At 59.3% G+C, this 24810-nt stretch carries 23 protein-coding genes and 1 other RNA gene; 9 read left to right on the top strand and 15 right to left on the bottom strand.

The window, feature by feature from the left end:
* Nucleotides 1-14: 14 nt before the first annotated feature.
* Nucleotides 15-320 carry a hypothetical protein gene (locus ACL2XO_RS05895; RefSeq protein ID WP_413726622.1) on the top strand — a complete coding sequence of 102 codons (306 nt, stop codon included), beginning with the start codon at nt 15-17 and terminating at the stop codon, nt 318-320.
* An 84-nt stretch (nt 321-404) separates the two neighbouring features.
* Here the strand turns inward: ACL2XO_RS05895 and trhA are convergent, their stop codons facing one another.
* Nucleotides 405-1052, bottom strand: a complete 648-nt coding sequence (gene trhA / locus ACL2XO_RS05890) for a PAQR family membrane homeostasis protein TrhA (RefSeq protein ID WP_132923352.1) — start codon at nt 1050-1052, stop codon at nt 405-407.
* A gap of 196 nt (nt 1053-1248) precedes the next feature.
* Between trhA and ACL2XO_RS05885 the strand changes: the two genes are divergently transcribed.
* On the top strand, nt 1249-1857 hold the full coding sequence (locus ACL2XO_RS05885) for an HD domain-containing protein (protein ID WP_413743039.1): 609 nt from the start codon (nt 1249-1251) through the stop codon (nt 1855-1857).
* A 15-nt stretch (nt 1858-1872) separates the two neighbouring features.
* On the opposite strand, the gene ACL2XO_RS05880 is transcribed toward ACL2XO_RS05885, so the two are convergent.
* Entirely contained in the window at nt 1873-4146 is a 2274-nt protein-coding gene (locus ACL2XO_RS05880; protein ID WP_413742380.1) for a YgiQ family radical SAM protein, read from the bottom strand.
* Between the two features lie 159 nt (nt 4147-4305).
* Nucleotides 4306-4782, bottom strand: coding sequence for a manganese-binding transcriptional regulator MntR (mntR, locus tag ACL2XO_RS05875; RefSeq protein WP_132923354.1), 477 nt, complete (start codon nt 4780-4782; stop codon nt 4306-4308).
* Between the two features lie 218 nt (nt 4783-5000).
* On the opposite strand from mntR, the gene ACL2XO_RS05870 reads away from it, so the two are divergent.
* From ACL2XO_RS05870 to ACL2XO_RS05855, 4 genes are read left to right on the top strand one after another with little or no spacing between them, the layout of a single operon-like run.
* Nucleotides 5001-5924 carry a metal ABC transporter substrate-binding protein gene (locus tag ACL2XO_RS05870; RefSeq protein ID WP_413742379.1) on the top strand — a complete coding sequence of 308 codons (924 nt, stop codon included), beginning with the start codon at nt 5001-5003 and terminating at the stop codon, nt 5922-5924.
* Complete coding sequence (locus tag ACL2XO_RS05865) at nt 5921-6769, top strand: metal ABC transporter ATP-binding protein (RefSeq protein ID WP_413742378.1); 849 nt, start codon at nt 5921-5923, stop codon at nt 6767-6769. Before ACL2XO_RS05870 ends, ACL2XO_RS05865 begins: the two co-directional genes overlap by 4 nt.
* Nucleotides 6766-7617: a metal ABC transporter permease gene (locus ACL2XO_RS05860; protein WP_413742377.1), complete on the top strand. Its 852-nt coding sequence runs from the start codon at nt 6766-6768 to the stop codon at nt 7615-7617. Before ACL2XO_RS05865 ends, ACL2XO_RS05860 begins: the two co-directional genes overlap by 4 nt.
* Nucleotides 7614-8462: a metal ABC transporter permease gene (locus ACL2XO_RS05855; protein ID WP_413742376.1), complete on the top strand. Its 849-nt coding sequence runs from the start codon at nt 7614-7616 to the stop codon at nt 8460-8462. The genes ACL2XO_RS05860 and ACL2XO_RS05855 overlap by 4 nt, the downstream gene beginning before the upstream one ends.
* Before the next feature lie 2 nt (nt 8463-8464).
* On the opposite strand, the gene ACL2XO_RS05850 is transcribed toward ACL2XO_RS05855, so the two are convergent.
* The 8 genes from ACL2XO_RS05850 to ACL2XO_RS05815 form a co-directional block, all read right to left on the bottom strand.
* Nucleotides 8465-9097, bottom strand: a complete 633-nt coding sequence (locus tag ACL2XO_RS05850; protein ID WP_203522760.1) for a TetR/AcrR family transcriptional regulator — start codon at nt 9095-9097, stop codon at nt 8465-8467.
* Nucleotides 9098-9376: 279 nt separating this feature from the next.
* Nucleotides 9377-12241: an aminomethyl-transferring glycine dehydrogenase gene (gcvP, locus tag ACL2XO_RS05845; protein WP_413726616.1), complete on the bottom strand. Its 2865-nt coding sequence runs from the start codon at nt 12239-12241 to the stop codon at nt 9377-9379.
* 90 nt (nt 12242-12331) lie between these two features.
* The gene (gcvH, locus tag ACL2XO_RS05840) at nt 12332-12739 is read right to left on the bottom strand and encodes a glycine cleavage system protein GcvH (RefSeq protein WP_203522762.1); all 408 of its coding nucleotides are present in this window, start codon (nt 12737-12739) and stop codon (nt 12332-12334) included.
* 22 nt (nt 12740-12761) lie between these two features.
* On the bottom strand, nt 12762-13862 hold the full coding sequence (gene gcvT / locus ACL2XO_RS05835) for a glycine cleavage system aminomethyltransferase GcvT (protein ID WP_413742375.1): 1101 nt from the start codon (nt 13860-13862) through the stop codon (nt 12762-12764).
* Between the two features lie 421 nt (nt 13863-14283).
* Nucleotides 14284-15513 carry an FAD-dependent 2-octaprenylphenol hydroxylase gene (gene ubiI / locus ACL2XO_RS05830; protein WP_413726614.1) on the bottom strand — a complete coding sequence of 410 codons (1230 nt, stop codon included), beginning with the start codon at nt 15511-15513 and terminating at the stop codon, nt 14284-14286.
* Nucleotides 15514-15541: 28 nt separating this feature from the next.
* Complete coding sequence (ubiH, locus tag ACL2XO_RS05825; RefSeq protein ID WP_413742374.1) at nt 15542-16720, bottom strand: 2-octaprenyl-6-methoxyphenyl hydroxylase; 1179 nt, start codon at nt 16718-16720, stop codon at nt 15542-15544.
* Nucleotides 16721-16723: 3 nt separating this feature from the next.
* Nucleotides 16724-18037, bottom strand: coding sequence for a Xaa-Pro aminopeptidase (gene pepP, locus ACL2XO_RS05820; protein ID WP_413742373.1), 1314 nt, complete (start codon nt 18035-18037; stop codon nt 16724-16726).
* Nucleotides 18038-18119: 82 nt separating this feature from the next.
* Nucleotides 18120-18701, bottom strand: a complete 582-nt coding sequence (locus ACL2XO_RS05815) for a YecA family protein (RefSeq protein ID WP_132923365.1) — start codon at nt 18699-18701, stop codon at nt 18120-18122.
* A 198-nt stretch (nt 18702-18899) separates the two neighbouring features.
* On the opposite strand from ACL2XO_RS05815, the gene zapA reads away from it, so the two are divergent.
* The 3 genes from zapA (at nt 18900) to ACL2XO_RS05800 (ending at nt 20135) form a co-directional block, all read left to right on the top strand.
* Nucleotides 18900-19229 (top strand): cell division protein ZapA, encoded by a 330-nt coding sequence (zapA, locus tag ACL2XO_RS05810; RefSeq protein WP_131867692.1) that lies wholly within the window; start codon nt 18900-18902, stop codon nt 19227-19229.
* A gap of 99 nt (nt 19230-19328) precedes the next feature.
* A non-coding RNA gene (gene ssrS / locus ACL2XO_RS05805) (6S RNA) lies at nt 19329-19512 on the top strand.
* A 23-nt stretch (nt 19513-19535) separates the two neighbouring features.
* Nucleotides 19536-20135, top strand: a complete 600-nt coding sequence (locus ACL2XO_RS05800; protein ID WP_132923366.1) for a 5-formyltetrahydrofolate cyclo-ligase — start codon at nt 19536-19538, stop codon at nt 20133-20135.
* Between the two features lie 102 nt (nt 20136-20237).
* Here the strand turns inward: ACL2XO_RS05800 and ACL2XO_RS05795 are convergent, their stop codons facing one another.
* From ACL2XO_RS05795 to ACL2XO_RS05780, 4 genes are read right to left on the bottom strand one after another with little or no spacing between them, the layout of a single operon-like run.
* A complete protein-coding gene (locus ACL2XO_RS05795; protein ID WP_132923367.1) occupies nt 20238-20996 on the bottom strand; it encodes a DeoR/GlpR family DNA-binding transcription regulator in 759 nt (252 codons plus the stop codon).
* Between the two features lie 46 nt (nt 20997-21042).
* Nucleotides 21043-22056, bottom strand: coding sequence for a D-threonate 4-phosphate dehydrogenase (locus ACL2XO_RS05790; RefSeq protein ID WP_413743038.1), 1014 nt, complete (start codon nt 22054-22056; stop codon nt 21043-21045).
* Nucleotides 22016-23290, bottom strand: a complete 1275-nt coding sequence (dtnK, locus tag ACL2XO_RS05785; protein WP_413742372.1) for a D-threonate kinase — start codon at nt 23288-23290, stop codon at nt 22016-22018. Before dtnK ends, ACL2XO_RS05790 begins: the two co-directional genes overlap by 41 nt.
* Nucleotides 23287-24240: a 2-keto-3-deoxygluconate permease gene (locus tag ACL2XO_RS05780; RefSeq protein ID WP_413742371.1), complete on the bottom strand. Its 954-nt coding sequence runs from the start codon at nt 24238-24240 to the stop codon at nt 23287-23289. Before ACL2XO_RS05780 ends, dtnK begins: the two co-directional genes overlap by 4 nt.
* Between the last annotated feature and the right edge of the window lie 570 nt (nt 24241-24810).

Here is a 24810-nt window from a genome sequence, read left to right as displayed (position 1 = left end):
ATAATGGAGATCCTATGGACACCACTATAGAGGAAATTCTGGCCCGGGGGCTGTCGCCCCAGGACTGCGCGAAAGCGCTTAATGACTTGGGTAAACGCTTTTCCGAGCAAAATGATATCGATAGCGCCATTGCCTGCTGGGAAAAAAGCATGGAGTGCTACGGTAAACCCGGCTTTGCCCAGGCACAGTTGATGAAAGTCTATAATCAGAAACAGCGTGAAAGCGCCCGCTCCGGAGACAGCCAGGGCATTGAGGCGTATGCGCAAAAAATCGACGCGCTGATGCAAAAAAGCAAGGATGCCATCCGTTACGGCTATTGATGTCATTGCGGCCGCACCGGCCCCGCACTTCGCCAGGGAGTAGAGGGCCGGCCAGGCCGGCATGCCGTTGGTCAGATATGGAATTCAGATATAGAAATAGATGGCCAGAAAATGGCACAGGCTGCCGCCCAGCACAAAACCGTGCCATATGGCATGGTTGAACGGGATGCGGTTGCAGGCGTAAAAAATCACCCCCACCGTATAGATTAGCCCGCCCACCGCCAGCAGCGTCAGGCCGCCCACCGGCAGACGTTGCGCCAGTTGATAAATCACCACCAGCGACAGCCAGCCCATGGTGAGATAGGTAATCAGCGACACCACCTCGAATCGATGGGCAAACGCCAGTTTGAAAATCACCCCTACTAACGCCATGCCCCAGATGACGACCATCAGCCCTTTCGCCAGCGGCGAGGCCAGTCCCACCAGCAAAAAAGGCGTATAGGTGCCGGCAATCAGCAGGTAAATGGCGCAGTGGTCCAGTTTTTTCAACCACCGCTTGGCGGGTGGATGGGGGATGGCGTGATAGAGGGTGGAGGCCAGGAACAGCAGGATCATGCTGCCGCCGTATAGACTGTAGCTGGTCATGGCGGTGACGTCGGCGCCCACATCCCCGGCCTGCACCAGCAACAGAACCAGCCCGACGATACCGAATATCAAACCGACACCGTGGCTGACGCTGTTGGCTATCTCTTCCGCCAGCGTATAGCCTTGAGCTAATAATTTATTAGCCATTCTTACACTTCCTCGTACGTCTTTTGCTAAAACATCTGGTACATGGACAAGCTTAACTGAGAATAATTCCAGTGTACACGCGTAAGCTAAACAAAATATGTCCGCCATCAACCGATATTCCTTTATCGCCGCATTCGAATTCAAACCCTTTTTGCCCTACAATGATGCGCTTCACTGTCTGGCCGTTGGGGTAAGCATGTTGCAGGAATTACCGGCATTGGCGTTCGGAGAATTAACCGACGTCGTCGCTTTTTTGATGGAAATCGATAAACTCAAGAGCATTCAACGCCGTACCAAGGTTTTGGGCACGCAGCGGCAGGAGAATACCGCCGAGCACAGCTGGCATTTCGCCGTGGCGGCCATGGCCCTGGCGCCCTACGCCGGCGACAAGGTGGATATCAACCGGGTGACCCAGATGGCGCTGGTGCACGATATCGTTGAAATCGATGCCGGCGATGTGCTGGTGTACGATCTGGCGGGCCGTCATGCGGTGCACGATCTGGAAGAAACGGCGGCGGTCAGGCTGTTCGGCCTGCTGCCGGAACCGCAGCGCCAACACTTTCACCAGCTGTGGCTGGAATATGAAGCGGGCGAAACGGCGGACGCGCAATTTGCCCTGCTGCTCGACAGGCTGATGCCGGTACTGATGAATCTGCATAATCAAGGGCAAAGCTGGGTGGAAAACGGTATCCGGCTGGAGCAGGTATTAACCCGCAACGCCTTTATCGGCGATGTCTATCCCGCACTTTGGGAGCATTTGAAACACCATCTCAACCAGGCTCAGCAAAACGGCTGGCTGAAATAAGCCCTCCTGTCATTCTCAAGGTTTACGGCTGCGCGCGGGCTTTAGGGCCGGTTTCACCGCCGCCGCCGGCCGCGGGGCAGCTCCGGTACGTTTGGCTATCGCCGGCCGCGGGGCAGCTCCGGTACGTTTGGCTATCGCCGGCTGCGGGGCAGCGCCGGTATGTTTGGTCATCGCCGGCTGCGGGGCGGCGCCGGTATGTTTGGTCATCGCCGGCCGGGTGTAGCGCCGCGTGCGGCGCAGTTCGCGCTGTTCTTCAATGCCGGGAGCCGGCACCAGGCATTCTCGGCGACCGCCAATCAAGTCTTGCCTGCCCATTTGTTCCAGCGCGGCGCGAATCAACGGGAAATTGGCGGGATCGTGGTAGCGCAGCAGGGCCTTATGCAGCCGGCGCTGGCGATCCCCTTTGGGTATCACCACGTCTTCGCTGTCATAATCCACCTTCCCCAAGGGATTCTTGCCGCTGTAATACATGGTGGTGGAGCTGGACAGCGGCGAAGGATAAAAATTCTGCACCTGATCGAGGCGGTAGCGGTTTTTCTTAAGCCATAACGCCAGATTGACCATATCCTCGTCCCGGGTACCGGGATGGGCGGCAATAAAATAAGGGATGAGGTACTGCTTTTTACCCGCCTGATTGGAATAAAGGTCAAACAGTTCCTTGAAGCGTTTATAGCTGCCCATGCCCGGCTTCATCATTTTGGACAGCGGTTCCGGTTCGGTATGCTCCGGCGCGATCTTCAGATAGCCCCCTACGTGATGCATCGCCAGCTCTTTGATATAGGCCGGATCTTCTACCGCCAGATCATAGCGGACCCCTGAGGCAATCAGGATCTTCTTGATGCCCGGCAAGGCGCGGGCGCGGCGATAGAGCTTGATGGTGGGCGCGTGGTCGGTATCCATATGGGGACAGATTTCCGGATAGACGCAGGATGCCCGCCGGCAGGTCTGTTCGGCGCGCGGCGAAGTGCAGCGCAGCATATACATATTGGCGGTGGGGCCGCCGAGATCGGAGATGATACCGGTAAAGCCCGGTACTTTGTCGCGTATCTCTTCGATTTCGCGGATAATGGACTCTTCCGAACGGCTCTGGATAATGCGGCCTTCATGCTCGGTGATGGAACAAAACGCACAGCCGCCGAAGCAGCCGCGCATGATATTGACCGAGGTGTAGATCATTTCGTAAGCCGGTATCACCTGCTTGCCGTACGCCGGGTGCGGCAGGCGCTGGAACGGCAGGGCAAAAACGCTGTCCATTTCCGGCGTGCTAAGGGGGATGGCCGGCGGATTGATCCAGACATACCTGTCGCCGTGCTGCTGCATCAGCGCCCGGGCGCAGCCGGGGTTGGTTTCATGGTGAAGAATACGCGAGGCGTGGGCGTACATGACTTTATCGCCCTTGACCTTGTCGAAGGAGGGCAGCAGCACGTAGGTCTTTTCCCAGGGCTTGGGTTTGGCGGCCCGCACGGTGACGGGTTTACCACGGGATGCCGGCACCTCGCCCTCGGCGCACGGCAGGTCGTCGCCGTAAGGATTGAGCATAGGCTCGATGCGCCCCGGGGTATCGAGCCGGGTGGAATCCACGCCGCTCCAGCCTGGCAAGGGGCCTTTGCGCATCACCGCGGTATTCCGTACATCCTGTATGTCGCCGATGGATTCGCCCGCCGCCAGCCGATGCGCCAGCTCCACCAGGGGCCGTTCGCCATTGCCGTAGATCAGCATATCGGCTTTGGCATCCACCAGGACCGAACGGCGCACGGTGTCGGACCAGTAATCGTAATGGGCGATACGCCGCAGGCTGGCCTCAATCCCTCCCAGCACCACCGGTACCTCGCTATAGGCTTCCTTGCAGCGCTGGCTGTATACCAGCGTGGCGCGATCCGGGCGCTTGCCGCCGGCATTGCCCGGCGTATAGGCATCGTCATGCCGCAGTTTGCGATCCGCCGTATAGCGGTTGATCATGGAATCCATGTTGCCGGCGGTCACGCCGAAAAACAGGTTGGGCCTGCCCAGCCGCATAAAGTCCTGCTTATCGGTCCAGTCCGGCTGGGCGATGATGCCGACGCGAAACCCCTGCGACTCAAGCATGCGGCCGACGATGGCCATGCCGAAGCTCGGATGGTCCACATAGGCATCGCCGGTGACGATAATCACGTCGCAGCTATCCCAGCCCAATTGGTCCATTTCCTCGCGCGACATGGGTAGAAACGGCGCGGTGCCGTAGCATTCCGCCCAATAGAGCGGATAGGAGAACAGGTCGCGTTCGGGTTGGATCAAACTGGTGGAAACCATACATGCACTCTTGAAGGGGTTATTTCGCCGGGAGGGGATTATACGTGGCCCGGGGCAAAAGCAGTATGGAAATTTCGGATTATCGCTTAATTAATCGCCTGTGGCGACCGACGCTTGTCCGAGCGGGCGGCGGACTTTGACGCGGTTCACCGCACACCCTCATCGTCCGTTCCCTCTTTGGGCCTGTTCGGTAAACCGCTGGAATACATCCAGGGTTTCCTCGCTAACATAATGTTCCAGGCCCTCGGCGTCCCGGCGGGCAGTTTCCGCGCTGATACCCAGCGCCAGCAGGAATGATTCCACAATCTGGTGCCGTTTACGGCTTTTTGCCGCCATGATCTCCCCTTCGGCGGTGAGAAATACGCCCCGGTAGGGGAGCTGCCTGATCAAACCGGCGGCGGACAATTTTTTGATCATCTTGGCCACCGTGGGCTGCGCCACCCCCAGGCGGGCGGCCAGCTCCACCTGGCGAACCTCTCCCCGCTCCTGGATAAGGTCGGCAATCAGCTCGATGTAATCGTCCATCAGTTCCGACCGGTGGGCCTGCCTGACCTGCATAAACCCCTGGGCATGTTCCCTCGCATCGACCAATTGGCCGGCGGGAATGGGGAACGCGTCTTTCTCCGGGCGGTTCATGGTATTTCCTCATGGTTGTTTTTCGGCCTGGATTTTCTGTCTGCCGGCAGCTACAACGGCAAGCATAGCATTGTAACCGTCGGCGGATGATAAACAACCCGGCAGCGGCGGTCTGTTGGTTGATGTCCATTAAAATTGCCTTTGCTATACAATATAGCCTGTGCTATATATGGACATAATTTTATCACCTGTTAATGATATTGCCGCCAATCGACTGTATGCTGACGAACCCGCTAAAGCGCCAACCCTTTCCAACCGCCGCGTCATGGTGGATCCTGCTGGGCTGTCTGCTGTTTTTCGCCGCCGGCGGCGCCCACGGCGAAAAAAAATTCAGGGTCATCACCACCTTTACCGTGCTGCAGGATATAGCGCAAAATGTGGCCGGGGATGCGGCTATGGTGGAGTCCATTACCAAACCCGGGGCGGAAATCCATGATTACCAGCCGACGCCGCGGGATATCGTCAAAAGCCAGTCGGCGGATCTGGTGCTCTGGAACGGCTTGAACCTGGAGCGCTGGTTCCAGCGTTTTTATGAAAATGTCCGTGACGTCCCCTCGGCGGTTGTCAGCGAGGGCGTCGAGCCGTTGCCGATCCGTGCCGGTCCCTATCGCGGCAATCCCAATCCTCATGCCTGGATGTCCGCCGGCAATGCCCTTATCTATGTGGAAAACATCCGTAAAGCGCTGGTGTTGCACGATCCGGCCCATGCCGCCGATTACAACCGCAACGCCCGGGATTACGCGGCTAAAATCGCCGCCCTGGACGCGCCGCTGCGAGCGCGGCTGAACCGGATCCCCGCTACTCTTCGCTGGCTGGTCACCAGTGAAGGAGCCTTCAGCTACCTGGCGCGGGATTATGCCCTGCGCGAGCTTTACCTCTGGCCCATCAATGCGGAAGAACAGGGCACGCCCCGGCAGGTCCGCCATGTCATTGACCAGGTGCGCGAGTATGGCATCCCGGTGATCTTCAGCGAAAGCACCGTATCGGACAAGCCGGCCCGCCAGGTCAGCAAGGAGACCGGCGCTCGCTATGGCGGCGTGCTGTATGTGGATTCCCTTTCGGCGGCCGGCGGGCCGGTGCCCACCTACCTTAGCCTGCTTTACCAAACCACGGACACCATTGCCAAAGGATTCGGCTTATGACCCCGCTCTATCGGCCCGAGCTGCGGATGGACGGAGTGACCGTAACCTATAACAACGGCCATACCGCCCTGAGCAACGCCAATTTCCACCTCTGCGGCGGTACGCTTTGCGCCTTAATCGGCATGAACGGCAGCGGCAAATCCACCCTGTTTAAAAGCATATTGGGCATGGTGCGGCCCGCCGCGGGCACGGTCACATTGGACAACCTGCCGGTGGCCGACGCGTTGCGAAAAAACCTTATCGCCTATGTCCCCCAGGCGGAAGAGGTGGACTGGAGTTTCCCGGTGCTGGTGAGGGATGTGGTAATGATGGGCCGGTACGGCGCCATGTCTTTTTTGCGCATTCCCTCGGCCCGGGACAAAAAGTGGGTAGAGCAGGCGCTCCACCGCGTCGGTCTATGGGACTTGCGCCATCGCCAGATCGGCGAGCTTTCCGGCGGCCAGCGCAAGCGGGTGTTCCTGGCCCGGGCGCTGGCGCAGCAGGGCCGGGTGATGCTGCTGGATGAGCCTTTCACCGGGGTCGATGTGCAAACGGAAGATATCCTCATCGGGCTGCTTCGGTCGCTGCGGGATCAGGGCCATCTGATCCTGGTGGCCTCCCATGATTTGGCCGGCATACCGGAGTACTGCGATCGGGTAGTGATGATCAATCGCACCGTTATGGCGGCCGGCCCGGTGGACACCACCTTTACCCGCCAGAATCTGGAGCGGGTTTTCGGCGGCGCATTGCGGCTCGGCACGCTGCCGGAGCACCCACCGACAGCCCTTGCCACAACCGGCGCCGGCGCTGATATTGGCACCGGCAATGCCGATGTCGATGTCGATGGTATGAGGATTCGGCCATGATGTCGCTGCTGCTGCAACCCTGGCAGTATGACTATATGGCCAAGGCCATCTGGATGAGCGCCATGGTAGGCGGCGTTTGCGGGTTTCTGTCCGCTTATCTTATGCTCAAGGGCTGGTCGCTGATGGGGGATGCGTTATCCCATTCGGTGGTGCCGGGTGCGGCGGGCGCCTATGCGTTAGGATGGCCCATCGCCGCCGGGGCGTTTTTTACCGGCATGCTGGCGGCGCTGCTGATGGCGCTGGCCCGCCACTATTCCCGCCTGCGCGAAGATGCGGTAATCGGCCTGGTATTCAGCGCGTTTTTTGCCGCCGGCCTGCTGATTGTCTCCCTCAACCCTACCGGCGTTAACGTTCAGTCGATTATTTTCGGCAATATCCTCGGCATCGCCGATGAGGATGCCAGGCAGGTGATGATTATCATCGGCATTTCCTTTCTGGTGCTATGTCTTATCTGGCGGGATCTGCTGGCGGTGTTTTTCGACGAGGGCCATGCCGCCACCATCGGTCTGTCGCCTCTGCGGCTGAAAATCATCTTTTTCACCCTGCTGAGCGCGTGCACCGTCGCAGCATTGCAAACCGTGGGGGCCATCCTGGTGATCGCGATGGTCATCACTCCCGGCGCGACGGCCTATCTGCTCACCGACCGTTTCCCGCGGCTGATCATCATCGCCGTGCTTACCGGTATTATCACCGGCGCCGGCGGCGCCTGGTTAAGCTACTTTATCGACGGGGCCACCGGCGGTGTGATTGTCACGCTGCAAACCCTGCTCTTCCTGCTGGCGTTCCTGTTCGCCCCCCGGCACGGCCTGCTGGCGGCCCGTCGCCGCATCACGGGCAAACCGTTATGACCGGCTGGCTTGACTATGTAACGGAGCCCTTTGTGTTCCCGTTTATGCAGCGGGCGATGATTGCCGCCGTCGCCACCGGCATCGTCTGCGCCCTGCTGTCGTGCTTTTTGGTATTAAAAGGCTGGTCGCTGATGGGGGACGCCATTTCCCATGCGGTTTTGCCGGGCATCATACTGGCCTATCTGGCCGGCCTGCCGATGATTGTCGGTGCTTTTGGCGCCGGCATCGCCTGCGCCGCCGCCACCGGCTATATCAAGGATCACTGCCGGGTCAAGGAAGACACGGTGATGGGCATTGTCTATTCGGGCATGTTCGCCCTGGGGCTGGTGCTATTTTCCCGGGTCGATACCCACCAGCACCTCAGCCATATTCTGTTCGGCAATGTATTGGGCATCAGCCGGTCCGGTCTGAACCACCAGTTGGGGATAATCGCCGCGGCGTCGGTGATTATCCTGGTGAAGCGCCGGGACCTGATGCTGTATTGTTTCGACCCGGCGCAAGCAAGGATACAAGGGCTGCCGGTAGGCCGGCTGCATTACGGCCTACTGTGCCTGCTGGCGCTCACCATCGTCGCCGCCCTGCAGGCGGTGGGAATAATACTGGTCATCGCCATGCTGATAGCGCCGGGCATGACCGCCCTGCTGCTATGCCGGCACTTCGACCGGCTGCTGCTCACGGCGACGGCGGTATCGGTCCTGTCATGCTTTGCCGGCACGCTGCTGAGTTTCCATATCGACGGCGCCACCGGCCCTTGTATTGTGCTTACCCAGGCCGGCCTGTTTATACTGGCGCAATGCTATGCGTTGCTGCGCAAAAAAGTCACGAGGCGGACCGGTGCAGTATAATGCTATGCCGGTGAATCGCCGACATCGCCACCGTCCCAGCGCGCAAGATACGCCGTCACGGCCCGTGTCGCCTCCCGGCAAATCGCCGGCGATATCCGGCCTTCCTTCCCGTAGCCGTGCTTCATACAGGCGAACGCAATCTCAACGGCGATAGTCGCCGCATCCGGCACCGCCGGCAGCGCCCGCAGTTCCCCCAGGCTTGCCGCCTTGGCGCGCAGCAGATCGCCAATAGCCGCATTCTTGGCGCCATGAGCATCATGATCGCTGTCGGCGAATGAGCCCCTTAGCAACAGCACGCTCGCCACCGGATGGGCGTTATAATAATCCGCCGTCTCCTCGATTGCCGTCTCGACCCATGCCCGCCAGGTACCGGCGTGCCCGGTCCGGGAATGCGCCAAGGCATCCAGCAGGCGCTCCATATGAATACGCGCCAGGTGGGAAAACAGGGCATATTTATCGGGAAAGAAGGGATAAATGGCGGCGCGGGGAACATCCGCCGCTTCAGCCAGGGCGGGAATCGACGTTTTTTCCGGCCCCACGTCCGCCAGCATGCGCTCCGCGGCGTCCAGCACCTTGGCCATACGAGCCGCTGAACGCTCCTGCACCGGCAGGCGCACGTCTCGGGTTATTGGCATATTTGATTTGTTATTCGACAATGATGAGATGACCTTATCCGACATTTGTTGCATTGTACACAACAAGCCGCCTCATCGAAACCCCATACAGCAATTTAACGAAGGGCCGCGAACGCCGGACATGCAACGAGCGTGTTAAAGGGAGAGCGTGGCAATGAGGTCGAATCGGGCGTGGTTTTTCCGCCCGACCGAGTGCCTCATGGCGCGCTAGGCCCGCGATCGCCGGACATGCAACGAGCGTGTTAAAGGGAGCGCATTCCGGCTCTGCCCGCCGTTTCCCTACTCGTAATCGCTTACCGGCACACAGGAACAGAACAGGTTGCGATCCCCATACACATCATCCAGCCGCTTGACGCTCGGCCAGTACTTATGCTCAAAGCCCGCCGGAAACGCCGCCGTCTCACGGCTATAGGGATGAGTCCACTCCCCCGCCAGCTCGCGCTCGATATGCGGCGCGTTAACCAGCGGATTATCCTCCAGCGGCCACTCCCCTTTAGCAACTCTATCAATCTCGCCGCGAATCGCCAGCATGGCGTCGATAAAGCGATCCAGCTCCCCCTGACTTTCCGATTCGGTGGGCTCCACCATCAGCGTACCGGCCACCGGGAACGACATGGTGGGCGCATGGAAACCATAGTCGATCAAACGCTTGGCGATATCCATTTCACTGATACCGGTCGCCTCCTTCAGCGGACGGATATCCAGAATACACTCATGGGCCACCCGGCCGTCGCGACCGCTGTAGAGCACCGGAAACGCGGCGTTCAAACGGCTGGCGATATAGTTAGCATTTAAAATCGCCACCTGGCTGGCCTGTTTGAGACCCTCGGCCCCCATCATGCGAATATACATCCAGCTGATGGGCAGAATGGAGGCGCTGCCGAACGGCGCGGCGGCGACCGCGCCCTGCCGGGTCAGCACGCCGTCCATATGCAGCACCGCATGGCCCGGCACAAACGGCGCCAAATGGGCTTTCACGCCGATGGGTCCCATACCCGGTCCGCCGCCGCCGTGGGGAATGCAGAATGTTTTATGCAGGTTAAGATGCGACACGTCCGCGCCGATATAGCCCGGCGAGGTAATGCCCACCTGGGCGTTCATATTGGCGCCGTCCAGGTAAACCTGGCCGCCGTACTGATGAACTATCTGGCACACCTCGCGGATCGTCTCTTCGTAAACGCCGTGGGTGGAAGGGTAGGTCACCATGATGCAGGACAGCTCGTCGCCGGCCTGTTCGGCTTTCTCACGCAAATCGTGCAAATCGATATTGCCGTGCTTATCGCAGGCCACCACGATAACCGACATACCCGCCATCTGCGCCGAGGCCGGATTGGTGCCGTGGGCTGAGCTGGGGATAAGGCAGATATGGCGGTTGCCCTCGTTACGGCTCTCATGATAGCGCCGTATGGTCAGCATGCCGGCATACTCGCCCTGGGCGCCGGAGTTGGGCTGCATGCACAGCGCGTCATAGCCGGTCAACTGCACCAGCCAACGGGAGAGCTGCGCTATCATCTGCTGATAGCCGGCAGCCTGTTCCGGCGGGCAGAACGGATGCAGTTCGGCGAACTCCGGCCAGGTAATGGGGATCATTTCCGCGGCGGCGTTCAGCTTCATGGTACAGGAGCCCAGGGGGATCATCGCCTGGTTCAGCGCCAAGTCTTTGTTCTCCAACCGGTGCATATACCGCATCATGTCGGTTTCGCTATGATAGCGGTTAAAGACCGGATGGGTCAGGATGGGGGTGGTACGCAGCCATTGCGCCGGAATCACCTCGCCGATGCCGGCATCCAGGGCATCGATATCCAGCGCCTGCCGGCTGCCGGTGAGAATGGCATACAGGGCGGCGATATCCTCGCGCCCGGTGGTTTCATCCAGGGTAATCCCCACCGCGCCGTCCAGGTCGGCACGCAGGTTAACGCCGGCTTCCCGCGCGCGCTCCAGCACCGCGGCCTTATCCGCCACATCCAGCGTCAGGGTATCGAACCAGCGGGCAAAACGCGGCGTGATGCCGGCGGCGGTCAAGCCCGCCGCCAGGATTGAGGTCAGGCGGTGGATACGCCCGGCGATACGTTTAAGCCCGGCCGGTCCGTGGTAAACGGCATACAAGCCGGCGATATTCGCCAGCAGAACCTGCGAGGTGCAAATATTGGAATTGGCCTTTTCGCGCCGGATATGCTGCTCGCGGGTTTGCATCGCCATGCGCAGGGCGGTATTGCCCGCCGCGTCGCGGGAAACGCCGATAATGCGGCCCGGCATGGAACGTTTCACCTCGTCGCGGGCGGCGAAAAATGCCGCGTGCGGTCCGCCGTACCCCATAGGTACGCCAAAACGCTGGGAAGAACCGAACACCACATCGGCCCCCTGGGCCCCCGGCGCCGCCAAAAGCACCAGCGCCATCATGTCCGCCGCCACGCAGCTGACTATCCGACGGGCTTTCAGGGCCGCCAGCAGTTCGCGGTAATCATGGAGCTCTCCGGTGGTGCCTACCTGCTGCAGCAAGACGCCGAATACCCCCGGCTGTTCAAGCGCCGCTTCGGCTTGTCCCACCACCAGATCGAAACCGAAGGTGCGCGCCCGGGTGCGCACGACATCCAGCGTCTGCGGGTGCACATCGTCGGCGACAAAAAAGCAGTTGGCCTGTTTCAGTTTACTGGCGCGTTTGGCCAGCGCCATGGCTTCCGCCGCCGCGGTGGCTTCATCCAGCAGCGAGGCGGAAGCGATATCCAGGCCGGTCAAGTCCAGCGTCAGCTGTTGAAAATTCAGCAAGGCTTCCAGTCTGCCCTGCGACACCTCCGGCTGGTAAGGCGTATAGGCGGTATACCAGCCCGGGTTCTCCAGCATGTTGCGCAAAATCACCGGCGGGGTGATGACCGCACTGTAGCCCATGCCGATATAGGTTTTGCAGATCCGGTTCCGGCCGGCAATGGCTTTCAGCTCAGCCAGCGCCCGGGCTTCGGTGGCGGCCTCGCCCACCGCCGGCGGGGCGGAAAGCTGAATATCCGCGGGAACGATTTGGCCAATCAGCGCGTCCAGAGTGGCGGCGCCGACGGCTGAAAGCATATGCGCCCGCTGTTCCGGGGAAGGGCCGATATGGCGCTGTATAAACGCGTCATGGTGTTCAAGCTGGCTGAGAGTCTGGGTCATAAACTACAATTCCTGCATCGGGCATGGGACGGGGGAAATCACAAACGGGTCGGGAAAAGCCCCGGATGGTTCACCGGGGCCGTGCGGCGGTTATTCGTCTTCGTCGTCTTCTTCGTCGAGGGTGGCCTCATAGGCATCGGCATCGAGCAATGCGGCTACTTCACTCTCGTCGGCGGCTTTGATTTGAAACAGCCAGCCTTCGGTATAAGGCGCGCTGTTCACCAGCTCCGGCGAAGCTTCAAGCTCTTCATTCACCGCCACGATTTCACCGCTGATGGGCGCGTAGATATCCGAAGCGGCCTTTACCGACTCCGCCACGGCGCAATCATCGCTGGCGGCGAATTCGGCGCCCACTTCCGGCAGATCGATAAATACCATGTCTCCCAGCAACTCCTGGGCATGTTCGGTGATACCGACGCTGTAAACGCCTTCGCCCTCGTCACGGACCCACTCATGGGACGTGGTGTATTTTAGTTCTTTAGGCACGCTGCTGCTCATCGCCATCCTCACTCTCGCAAAGTTAAAATTGAACGACCGGTTTACCGGCGCGGACAAAACCGGGTTTGGTCACCTTAACCGGCATTTCGCGGTTACGGATTAATACTATAGCCTGCTCGCCGATACCGGCGGGTACGCGGGCCAGGGCAATACTGACCCCAAGCGTCGGGGAAAAGGAGCCGCTGGTGATGATCCCCGTCTGCCGGTTGCCGTTGCTGTCGGTGAAATGCACCGTTTGTTCGTTGCGCAGCACCCCTTTTTCGGTCAGCACCAGGCCCACCAGCTGTTCGGTGCCGGCGCGGCGCTGGGCTTCCAGCGCCTCACGGCCGATAAAATCACGGTCTTCCGGCTGCCAGGTGATGGTCCAGCCCATGTTGGCGGCCAGGGGCGAAATTCTTTCGTCCATTTCCTGCCCATATAAATTCATGCCGGCTTCGAGGCGCAGGGTATCCCGCGCTCCCAGGCCACAGGGTTTGACCCCGGCTGACAGCAATTGTTGCCAGAACGACTCCACCCGGGTTTTCGGCAGGGCGATTTCATAGCCCGCCTCGCCGGTATAGCCGGTAGTGGCGATAAACAAATGCTGCGACTGCACGCCGAAAAAGGGCTTCATACCGGCCACCGCCGCCAGCTGCTCGGGCGTAAAGAGCGTCCGCGCCTTGGCCTGGGCCTGCGGTCCCTGCACGGCGATCAACGCTAAATCGTCACGCACGGTTACCCGGACATTAAACGGTTCGGCATGGTCCGTGACCCAGGCAACGTCTTTTTCGCGGGTGGCGGAATTCACCACCAGGCGGAAATCCTCTTCAGCCAGGAAATAAACGATCAAATCGTCAATCACGCCGCCGGACGCATTCAGCATCCCGGTGTACAGGGCCTTGCCCGGCTGGGTCAGCTTTGCCACATCATTGGCCAGCAGGTAGCGCAAAAATTCACGGGTGCGGGATCCCTGGAGATCGATGATGGTCATATGGGAAACATCGAACATGCCGGCGTCCCGGCGGACCTGGTGATGCTCCTCCAGTTGCGAACCATAATGCAACGGCATCATCCAGCCATGGAAATCCACCATTTTTGCGCCGCACGCGATGTGCTGTTCGTACAGCGATGTCAGCTGGGCCATCTTTTCTCTCTTTGTGGTCAATTCAGACGATATAACCGCCATGCTTCACGTTGCATTACATTGGCTTTATTGCAACTCGAATTATTGAGGCTATACAACAAATGTCCTGGAAGGCGCCGACGCTTTCGACCTATACGAAAAATAGGCTTCCATCGGCGCAAACGATACCTTTTGCCAGAAGTTACCACCTAATCCAGGGGGAAACCATAAATTAAATTATCCCGCCGGGAAGTATAATGTTAAACGACGCTCCCCGCCTCATCAGCATGATATGCTGACAAAGGGATTATAACGGCGCACAAACGGTAAATCGGAGGACCTCAACGCAAAATTTGATAACAAAAAACCCCGACGAAACGCTGTTGGAATACGTTTTGCCGAGGCTTCGGATTAGAAATAATAATGAAAAAAAACCCTTGGATTAGATTTTTTCAGTCGAACGGGCGTCTTCATCCAGCCAGGCCGGCAGTTCGGTAAGCCCCATGGCCTGCCGGATCAGGCGCGGTTTTACACCGGGCAGCGTATCCGCTAAACGCAATCCGGCGTCACGAACCCATTTTTTGAGGGGATTATTGCCGTCAAACAGCTCACGCAGGGCCTGCATGCCCGCCAGCATAACGGCGGCGCTGTGCTTGCGGCGCCGTTCATAGCGGCGCAGATAGGCATAATGGCCGATATCCTTGCCGGCGATTTGCAATCGCTGCAGTTCAGACAGCAATTCGGCCACATCCATCAATCCCAGATTCACCCCCTGCCCCGCCAGCGGATGGACGGTATGCGCCGCGTCTCCCACCAGCACCAGACGGTGCGCGGCGAAATCCCGGGCATAGCGGCCGGTAAGGGGGAATGTCAACCGTTCGCTTTCCAGCGTGCATAAACCGAGGGCCAGATTAAAGTGCCGGGCCAATTGCGCGGTGAATTGCTCCGCCGGCATTTGCCGCCGCTGCTCCGCCGACTCCGGCGGCAGGGACCAGACGATGGAACAGACATCGGGCTGCGCCAGCGGCAGAAACGCCAGAATTCCGTCGCCGTGAAACGCCTGGCGGGCGATGCCGCCGTGGGGGCGCTCGGTACGCACGGTGGCTACCAGGGCATGATGCTGGTAATCCCAGAAAGTCAGCGGAATATCGGCATAGCGCCGCAGCCAGGAATCGGCGCCGTCCGCCCCCACCACCAGTCGGGCGGTCAGCATCCGATCGTCATCCAGGGTAATAAACGCCTCGTTTTCGCCCCAGGCTACTTGCCGTAGCGACGCCGGGCAAAACAGCTCGACATCCGATAACCCGGCGGCCCGGCGCCACAGTGCCTGATGGATGACCGGATTTTCGATAATGTGCCCAAGCTGCTCGAATCCCAAGGGACCGCCGTCAAAGGCGATTTTACCGAAGCTGTCGTTATCCCAGACTTCCATGCCCCGGTAGGGCGTGGCGCGCACCGCGACGATATCGTCCCATACCCGGACATGCCGCAACAGGCGCTGACTGGCGGCATTGATGGCGGAGACCCGAAGCGCCGGACTTTCGGCCGGGGGAATCGCTTCCGGCATCCGCTGCTCCACCACCGCGACGCGCAAGCCGCTGCCCTGCAGACCGCAGGCCAGGGTCAAACCCACCATTCCGCCGCCGTTGATCACCACATCGAATGCTTGCATAGCTGAAGTCCTTGTTGAAGGCCGGAAATTAACGCTCCACCCAGCCCAGGGTGCGTCGCGCGAGGGTGTCCCGCAGCCAGGGTGAATGCGCCATGGCCAGCAGCCCCAGATTACGGGCAATCACCAGCGGCGGGTGTCCGTTGGCAAACACGTCGATTAGCCCGTCGGTAATGCCTACCGTTCCGGACTGATCGGGCAACCGGCGCTGTTGATAGCGCTGCAATACCGCATAGCCGCCGGGATCGAGCCCCTGTCCCGCCGCGTCCGCCAGCGTCTCCGCCAGGGTCATCACGTCGCGCAACCCCAGATTGAACCCCTGCCCGGCGATGGGGTGCAGGGTTTGCGCCGCATTGCCCACCAGCGCCAGGCGATGGGAGATATGATGCGAGGCGGTACGCAGGTGCAGGGGATAAATCTGCCGTTGCCCCACGGTAACAATCCGCCCGAGGGACCAGCCGAACGCCGTCTGCAACGCCTCCCGGAACCGGGCGTCATCCCAGACGCCGACCTCTTCCCGCCGTGACTCGGGCAAGCACCAGACCAGCGCGCTGCGTCCCCCCGACAAGGGCAGTAACGCCAGCGGACCGTGTTCGGTAAAGCGCTCAAAGGCCCTGCCCCGGTGGGGCATGGCGGTGGAAACGTTGGCAATGACCGCCAGTTGCCGGTAATCCTGCTGCCGCCACTGGATATTGCATTGCCGGGCCACGGGAGAATGGGAACCGTCCGCCGCCACCGCCAGCCGGCCGGTTAATACTCCGCCGTTATCCAGCCGCACTTCCACATCGTCCCGGCGCCGGGTCAGGGTGGCGACGGTGGCGGGACAATGCAGCCTGACGCCGGGCGCCCGGCGCAACAGCGAAAACAGCCGCTGCCCCGCGTCATGCAGCTCCACCACGTAACCCAGCGCGGGCACCCGGTAATCCCCGGCGTCAAGCCGCACCTTACCGAGGTGGCCGCGATCGCTGACCTGCACCTGGGTAATGGCGGTAGCGCCGGGCATCAGCGCCGGCCAGACGCCTATAGCGGTTAATTGCCGGCAGGTCCCCTGGGCAAGGGCAATGGACCGGCCGTCATAGCCGGGGTGGCGATGGCTTTCAGGAGCGGCGCTTTCCACCAGATCGATGTCGAGCCGCCCCCCGGTCAGATGGGACAATGCCAGCGCCAGGGTGGCGCCGGCCATGCCGCCGCCAATGATGATTACCGTCATGAATTAGCGCGCCGCCGCCATTAGCGCTTCGATGGCGTCCGGATCCTTCACCACCGAATCGGTAAGGTTTTCGTTGCCCTGTTCGGTAATGAGGATGTTATCTTCGATGCGGATGCCGATACCGCGATAGGCTGGAGGCACGTCTGCATCCAGAGCGATATAGATGCCCGGCTCAATGGTCAGCACCATGCCCGGCGCCAGGATCCGGCCCCGTTCGGGCGTACCGTAATCCCCCACGTCATGGACATCCATCCCCAGCCAGTGGCTCAGCCCGTGCATGAAGAAACGCCGATGGGCCTGCTGGCCGATCAGGGTGGTTACCTCACCCTTCAGGACCCCCAGCTTCACCAGGCCGGTTACCATGATTTTCACCACTTCCTCGGTCACGTCGCGGATACTGGTGCCCGGTTTGAAGAGCGCCAGCGAGGCATTCAGCGACGCCAGCACGATATCATAGACGGCACGCTGTTCGGCGCTGAACTTGCCGCCCACCGGGAAGGTCCGGGTGATATCCCCCGCATAGCCCCGATACTCGCAGCCGGCGTCAATCAGCACCAGATCGCCGTCCTTCATGATCGCTTCATTTTCGGTGTAATGCAGAATGCAGCCGTTCACACCGCTGCCGACAATAGTGTTATAAGAGGGGAAACGCGCGCCGTGGCGGTTGAATTCGTGCAGGATTTCCCCTTCCAGCTGATACTCATACATGCCCGGCCGGCAGGCCCGCATAGCGCGGGTATGGCCCAGGGCGGTGATTTCACCGGCGCGGCGCATCACGGCGATTTCTTCCGCCGATTTGAACAAGCGCAGCTCATGTGCCCAGGGACGCCAATCAGTCAGCGTAGCCGGCGCCTTTAACTGCTGGCGATAACCGCGCCGCAGCGTTGCCAGGGCATTGAACACCAGTTCGTCGGCGAACGGATATTCCCCCTGCGCGTGATACACCACATCCAGGCCGTTCAATAACAGGTGCAGCTGATTTTTGATCTCATCCCAGGGCAAGGCCCGATCCACCCCCAGCTTGGCCGGCGCGGCTTCCTGGCCCAGGCGGCGGCCGAACCAGGTTTCCGCGGTTAAATCCCGCACCCGGTTGAACAGTACGCTGTGATGGTGGGTTTCATCGCTTTTAATCAGGATCAGCGCGGCTTCGGGCTCGTTAAAGCCGGTGAAGTACCAGAAATCGCTGTTTTGACGGTAAGGATATTCACTGTCGGCATTACGTGTCGCTTCCGGCGCAGCGAAAATTACGGCGGCGCTGGCCGGAGACATCTTTGCCAGCAACGCCTGACGACGGCGTAAATATTCTTGTTGAGTCATCACTCTCTCCTGCCTTTTCATGGTGATGGTATTGACCGGCTATCGCCGTGCCGGCGGCCTGATACCTGAGCGGGCCAAAGGCTCAATGCAAGGTCGGTTTGGGTTTTTCCTGCGGCGCGGATGATTCCGGGTGCGTAAAATCATTATGACAAAGAATCGCCGCCATACGGACATATTCGATGACTTCTTCCAGGGATTGCGCCAACTCCTCCTGATCTTCGTCTTCGTCATAACCCAGCTGGCCGATATTACGCAAATCGTCAATCGCCTCCCGCACCTCTCCTTTGACTTTATCCAGCTGGGGCTGGACAACTCCCAGCCCCAGCAGGAAATGATTGACCCAGCCCGCCAGGGCGTCCACCCGGTCAAACACCGTCGCACTTTCGTCATCCGGCAGCAGCAGCTGGAACATGAACTCTTCGTCCTCCAGGGAGTGGGCGGTGCTCTCATGCAGCTGGCGCAAGGGTTCCGCCAGGGTCTGCGAGAAAGCCAGCCCTTCATTGGTCAACTCATGCACCAGGGTCTGCCAGCTGTGGTCCCGGTTTCCGCCGCACAGCATTCCGCTGATCAAACCATGCATTTCCGCCGACGTTAACGCCACCGCCTGCTGGGTAAGCAGCTGATTCAGATTTTCATAGTCCGGCAAGGTATTTTGTATAGACATGCGCTTTCATCGTCGTTGGCAGGATAAGTTCGTGTTATGCTACCACCAAGGTCCGTCGCTATACCAGAAAGGGCTTGTAACTTCTGTTTTATATAGATTGTTTTATATAGATTGATTATAGTAGCGTCCGCTTTTGCTCCCGCAATGGTGAAACGGGTGGCGATAAGCGTTGGCGCGGCAACAATGCAGGAAGGTGGTATGTCCGCACAACCGGTAGATATTCAAATATTCGGCCGCACGTTGAGGGTGAATTGCCCGCCGGAACAACAAGAAGCGTTGAACCAGGCGGCCGAGGATCTTAATCAGCGGTTGCAAGATCTTAAAGTTCGAACTAGAGTCACCAATACGGAACAGCTTGTTTTTATCGCGGCCTTGAACGTCTGTCACGAACTGGCGCAAGAAAGGTTGAAAACGCGCGATTATGCGGCCAATATGGAGCAGCGAATCCGGTTATTGCAGCAAACGATCGAACAAGCCTTGGTAGAGCAAGGACGGATTTCCGAACGTCCGGGAACGCAGTTCGAATAGCGGTATGCAGTTCGAACAGCGGCAAGGGGTTCGAATAGCAGCAAGCAGTACAAATAACGATAGTCGCCGGGGTTTCAGCCCGCGAATCGTACAAATAAAATTTCTCTGAGGTGTTCGCCAGCGGGCCAGTCCCCTGAGCCGATAATTTATACCACAAGAATGTGGCGATCTTTAACTGGTGCGCATGCTCGGTTCGTCCGAGAAGCCTTAAGGTTAGAACGCTGCGTTCACCTTGAACCATGGGTTCAAGGGTTACAGCCTGCGGCGGCATCTCGGAGATCCCCTTTCCATACCATCGTCTTTTCTATGACTCCAGCGTCGGACAAATCAATCCTGCGGCAGTCCATCCGCAATCAAATCCGTCAAGCACGGCGAGCGTTAAGCCCCCGGCAGCAGGCCGACGCCTCAAACGCGGTTACCGAACGCTTGCTGGCGCATCCGCGCATCGCCGCCGCCAAAACCCTGGCGCTGTTTTTATCCTTTGACGGCGAACTGGATACCCGGCCGATAATCGATGCCCTCCGCCGGCGCGGCCAGCAGATTTACCTGCCGGTGCTGCACCCGTTCAGCCCGGGACATTTGCTGTTCCTGCGCTATGATGCCGATACCCCGCTTACGGTCAACCGCCTGCGCATCAGCGAACCCAAACTGGATATCACCCGCCTGCTGCCCCCGGCGCGGTTGGATGTGCTGTTTACCCCGCTGGTGGCGTTTGATGCACAGGGCCAGCGGCTCGGCATGGGCGGCGGTTTTTATGATCGCACCTTGCGGCACTGGCGGCGGGAATCGGGTTTTTACCCCATCGGTCTGGCCCATGATTGCCAGCAGGTGGAACAGGTGCCGGTTGAATCCTGGGATATCCCCCTGCCGGAAATCATCACGCCCTCTCGTCAATGGCAATGGTAAATCTCAATCACGCCTGAGGCGGCGGTCACGCCAATGAGCTCCCTCCGGCCAATGGAATCAGTCGGCCTCATTACGCCAAGCAAATCAAGCCGGCTTAGGCGGTCAGGCCAGCGTCAGGGTAAACGGCTGCTGCCGCAGAGCGGATTCAATCTCGGCGGGGATGCCGCGATCGGTTATCACCTGCGTCAGGTCGGACAGGGGCGATACGCAGAACAGGGAATAGGCGCCATATTTGCTGCTGTCCGCCAGCAGCACCCGCCGACGGGCATTGGCAGCCAGATCCCGCTTCAGGCCGGCCTTCTCTTCGGTGGGGGTGGTGATGCCTTTGGGCAGGCTCCAGGAGTTGCAGCTGATAAAGGCGATATCCGGGTAGATATTGCGCAGCAGCTGGCGACCGTGCTCGCCGATACAGGACTGGCTGCTGTCATCGATACGGCCGCCGATGATGGTCACTTCGATCTGTTTGAATTCGGACAGAAGCAGGGCGATATGCAAATCGGCGGTAATCACCCGCAGCGGCAAATGGGTAAGGTTGCGCGCCAGTTCCAGCATGGTGGTGCCGGCATCCAGCACCACCGAATCGCCGGGCTGCACCAGCTGCGCCGCCAATTGGGCGATAGCCCTTTTTTCCGGCAGATTGCGCTGCATTTTTTCATTGGTGGTGGGCTGGCTCGGAACAAATCGATTTAAGGTCACTCCACCATGGCTGCGGCTGATCACACCCTGTTCATCGAGTTTGATCAGATCGCGCCGGATGGTCGCAGGTGAAGCAGATACGGCCGCGACCAGTTGATCTACAGTGACCAGATTATGGCTTTTAAGAAAATCCATAATCTGATCCAGACGACTTTGTCCTTTCATAACATCCGCTTAACTGTATCATGACTATGCCATGACTATACCATGACTAGGCCAGTTGCATGGCTAACTGAATCGATATGGCCATGCTCTCAGACTTGGCTTTGCCTGTCCAGGCAATATCGAAGGCGGTACCGTGGTCGGCTGAAGTCCGAATAAAAGGCAGCCCGGCGGTGATATTCACTCCATCATAAAAACCAAGTAATTTCAACGGAATATGTCCCTGATCGTGATACATCGCCACCACCATGTCATATTGCCCTTCATAGGCTTGCAGGAAAACGGTATCCGGCGGACAGGGACCGAATACATTTATCTTTTGGGCCTTCATCTCCTCAATGGCCGGACCGACGATGGTAATCTCTTCATCGCCGAATAAACCATGTTCGCCGGCATGGGGGTTGACCCCGGCCACCGCGATGCGCGGCGCTGAAAATCCTACCCGTTTAAGAAAGGTATCGGCGATGCCGATAACCGTTTTAATGCGTTCGCGGCTGAGCGTGTCGAGGAATTTCCGCAGCGCGATATGGGTGCTGACATGGATCACCTTCAGCTTATCGGTATAAAGCACCATGGCGAAATCGCTGCTGCCGGTCAGTTCGGCCAGCAGTTCGGTATGCCCCGGATAGATATGCCCGGCGGCATGCAGCGCTTCCTTGTTCAGGGGGGCGGTGGCTATCCCCTGCACCTCTCCCGCCATGGCCATGGCCGAGGCCTTGGCGATGCAGCGATAGGCCAAATCGCCGGCGGCGGGTTGCACTTGTCCCGCCACCAGCGCTGCCGGGTCCTCCAGCGGCACATCGATAACGTTAATGACGCCGGGGGCGAAAACTGCCCGATCCGCTCTTTCTATGGACTTCAGCTCCGCCGGCGGCGTAATGCCCAGTGCCTGAATGCGCCGAAGGGTTTGCAGACAGCCCACCACCACGGCCCTGCATCCGGACAGTTCGCCCTGCGCCAGGGATTTCAAAATAATTTCCGGACCGATGCCTGCCGGATCACCCATAGTGATTGCTATCGTTTTATTTACCACTGTACATCTCCTCAATAAAATAAAGTGCATCGCGCAAGGTGGTTTCATTACCAAAACCGCCGGCTTTGGTTATCACTGGTAAATCATCAATCTCACTGTTCACAAAAGTGCCGCAGGGCACGCAGGGCGCCACCTCGGCGGCAATGCGATATCCCTCGGCCCCAAGCGCCCGGGCCACGGCGATGGCAATATCGCCGCCGGTGAGAAACAGTCCGCCGATTTGTGCGCCGGCGATGATTTGCCGGGTGATTTCGCCAAGACGTAAACCGATGTAATCACCTAACTGCTGGCGCGTATAGCCGTAGCGGCGGCACAGCTCGTCAATGGCTTGCCGTGCCCCGACGTCACGACAGGTGCGCAACACGCAGTGCTGCCGATCCTCCAGCACCGTCACCGCCGCCCGGACATAAGGGAGGAGGGTTTCCGGTTCCGGCGACGCCAGCAGTGTTTCCACATCGATATCCACGATGCCCAGCGACTTCTCCCGTGCGGCATACGCTATTTGCCGCTGGGTTATTTCACTCATGGACCCGGCCACCGCCAATACCGGCAGGCGCTGTTTGGGCGTGAGATAGCTCGCGGGGGGCAAGGCGTTGGCCAGGCCCGCGGCGCCGACCAAAATATAAGAAGCCGTCAAATTGCCCACCGCCTGGGCTATTTGCACCAAATCACCATCGAGTTCGGCATCCATAACCACACAGCAGGGTCCTTTGGTCGCCAATTGCTGCAAAAAGACGCTAAGCTCGTTGCCCCGGACAGTCTCAAGGCATGCCTCGTAAACCGGCAATGTGCTTTGTAAACCGATCAGCGTGCCGATATGCGAGGATAAAATCGGTGTTTTCGGATCGCTGGCAAACTCGGTTTCCACCAGGGGAATTCCCTGGACCAGACACTGGCCCTCGCGGGTGGTGCGGCCCGCAGCCGGAATGGCGGCGGCGATAATGGCAAGCATTGCGCCGCTTGCCTTCATGGCGGCGGCGATCTCCGCCCCGACGTTACCGCGAAAAGTAGAGTCGATTTTTTTGTAGATAATCGGTTGCCCGGCTTTTTCCTGAAAAAACGGCCGCAGCGCCTCGCTGACCTTCAGCCCCGCCTCCTCCGCGCTCAGCGCACGGCTTTCAGTATTGATAACCAGAACATCGGCCCGCGGCGACACGGTAGCCCGCTCGTCAAGCAGCACCTCGGTTCTCGCCCCCTTCTTCGCCAACTGCACGCCGGTGTCGTTAGCCCCGGTAAAATCATCGGCCACCACTACCAGTTTCATGCTTTATTCTCCCGAAGTACGGATGCTGCATTACGTTTTGCCACGCAGGCACAAAGCAACGGGGTCAGGATGGCGGTGGTAATCACCGATGCGGCAATCAGCGGTGCGGCGGCGGCGGCGGCTGACGCCATGGAAGGATCGGCCTGGGCTATGGCCAGCGGAGTCGCCACTGCGTTGCCCGCGGTGCTTGATGCCGCGGCGCCGGCGATCCCCGATCCCCCCACCAGCCGATCGACCCGTATATTAAAGAAACCGCCCAGGACGGTGACCAGTATGCCCAGCACAACCCCGGCCACCCCGCCTTTTACCAGCATATCAAGATTAATGCCCGCCCCCAGAGCGAAGGCGAACAGCGGAATCAAAATCGGACCGCCGCGGGTAAGAAAATCACGCATTTGATGATCAAGGTTACCCAAAATCATGCCCACCACAATCGGCACCAATACCGCCACCAGCGCCATAAACGGAATATTAGCCATCCCCGCCGCCCCCAGGGCTATCATGGTAAACAGCGGGCCGTCCCCCAGAGACAAAATGGAAATGGCCCCGAGGTCCCGTTCGGTGCCATACTCACCCACCAGCGCGGCGTAAAGACCACCGTTGGCATTCGCCATCGCCACGATAACCGTCAGGCTGGAAAGGCCGTAGATACCGCCGGTGCCAAACAAATGTTCAATACCAAAGCCTAACACCACCCCCACCAAAACCTTGGTCACCGTGATGGTGGTCCCTTGCAGCAACGCCCGCGGAGCGGCCTTAAAACTGATACCGGCCCCCATGCAGAGTAAAAATGCGCCGATAAGCGGCAGGGCGCCGTGCTTAAACAGCGCCGAAGTAAACCCCCCGATCTCCAGCGATTGCGGCGCAAAGGTATTGAGTAAAGCGGCGAGAATCAGCGGGACCAGCATCATCCCCCCCGGCATTCTCTCAATGGTTGCTTTGATTTTCATTCTGCCCTCACATGTATGATTACATTTAATCATAATGATTATATTGAGTCAAAATATAAAAAATGCGATCTAGATCTGATTATTACCAGTCATGATAAACTGAAATGATTATGAATAAGACCAATTTGATTGAATAGAATCACAACAGCACAATCGCCCGTTAAAGGGGGGGTCGCGTGTTAAAGGGAGTCGCGTGTTAAAGGGAGACCGTGACAATGGGGTCGAATCGGGCGTGGTTTTCCCGCCCGACCGAGCGCCCCATGGCGCGGTAGGCCCGCAGACACCGGGAGTGCAGCGAACCTGTTAAAGGGAGACCGTGACAATGGGGTCGAATTGGGCGTGGTTTTCCCGCCCGACCGAGCGCCCCATGGCACGGTAGGCCCGCAGACACCCGGAGTGCAACGAACCTGTTAAAGGGAGACCGTGACAATGGGGTCGAATTGGGCGTGGTTTTCCCGCCCGACCGAGCGCCCCATGGCGCGGTAGGCCCGCAGACACCGGGAGTGCAGCGAACCTGTTAAAGGGAGACCGTGACAATGGGGTCGAATTGGGCGTGGTTTTCCCGCCCGA

The sequence above is a fragment of the Sodalis sp. RH15 genome, from assembly GCF_047324255.1.
Lineage (GTDB): Bacteria > Pseudomonadota > Gammaproteobacteria > Enterobacterales > Enterobacteriaceae > Acerihabitans > Acerihabitans ligni.
Note: the sequence above shows the minus strand (reverse complement) of the source record. Positions and strands in the feature narration are given on the sequence as shown.